This window comes from Serratia sp. A07 (assembly GCF_058725505.1).
Window position 1 is genome coordinate 1 of sequence record NZ_JBZXDO010000192.1, and the last position, 993, is coordinate 993.

The 993-nt window shown below is 60.4% G+C and carries 1 protein-coding gene; it reads right to left on the reverse strand.

Annotated features, from left to right (window positions below; genetic code table 11):
• Positions 1-769 (reverse strand): IS91 family transposase (locus tag AC4PR2_RS29160; RefSeq protein WP_492176083.1); only part of this gene is annotated, 769 nt, incomplete at its 3' end.
• Positions 770-993: the final 224 nt, after the last annotated feature.

The window sequence follows — 993 nt, forward strand, 5'->3', positions numbered from 1 at the left end:
GATAACGGCCAAGGTATTTCACGCTGCGCCAGGCGCCGCGGGTCTTTTTGGCGAAGTGCACTTTCCAGCAACGCCGGTATTGTGCATGCAGGTAGCGGTGCCACCGATCTTCGTTACGGATATGGCCCAGGCCCGGCAGGGCGCCGGGATTGATGCGGGCGTAGTTGTCCCGCAGCAGATAGACGACGGCATTGCGCCAGATGGCTTCCACTTCTTTCTTTTTAAAGAACAAATTACGCCAGGTGCTGTGTTTGATGTCGAGGCCGCCTCGGGTGACAGACACGTGGATATGCGGATGCTGATTCAACTGCCGACCATAGGTGTGCAGCGCGCAAAAGATGCCGACTTCGATACCCTGCCGGCGGGCCCAGCGGAGCATGGCGCGGGTGGCGCAGCGGAACAGGTCATTGAGCAGGGGCCAGTTGTTGTTGAAGAACGGCCACAACAGGTGGGGCATGGTAAACGTGATGTGTTGCCAGTCGCAGTCGGGCAGGATGTGCTGTTGTTCGGCGATCCACTGCTCGGTGGCCTTGAGGCCACAACTGCTGCAGGCCTTGGACTTGCAGCTTTGACAGAAAAAGCGGGAATGGGTGCAGTCCGGTGAGGAACAACAGTAACGGCGCACGCCCATGGCGCAGGTGCCGCAGGCGAGCATGCGCTCGACGGCGAGTTTGGTCCAGTCGCTGAGGATGTCGCCGTGTTTGTCGAGATAGCGGCTCCAGCCATCATCATGCTGGAACAACAGCTTTGCTGGTCGCGGAATATACATGGTGCAAAGTCTATAGGGAGGCAGGGAACAGGAAAAGGGCGTCGGCGCCAGCCGGCTCACGTCGCAGGCGTGCTCATTTTATGCGGGTGTCAACGCGGCGGGGGCATGGGCCACCTCGCGACCGGTCGTGCTGTCAGACGACGCCGGCGTTGAGGTGAGGCTGGATCTTAAAGACGGTTGAGGCAGCTGTGCTGCCGTGCTCGTCCCGCAGGGGCGCTACGTTC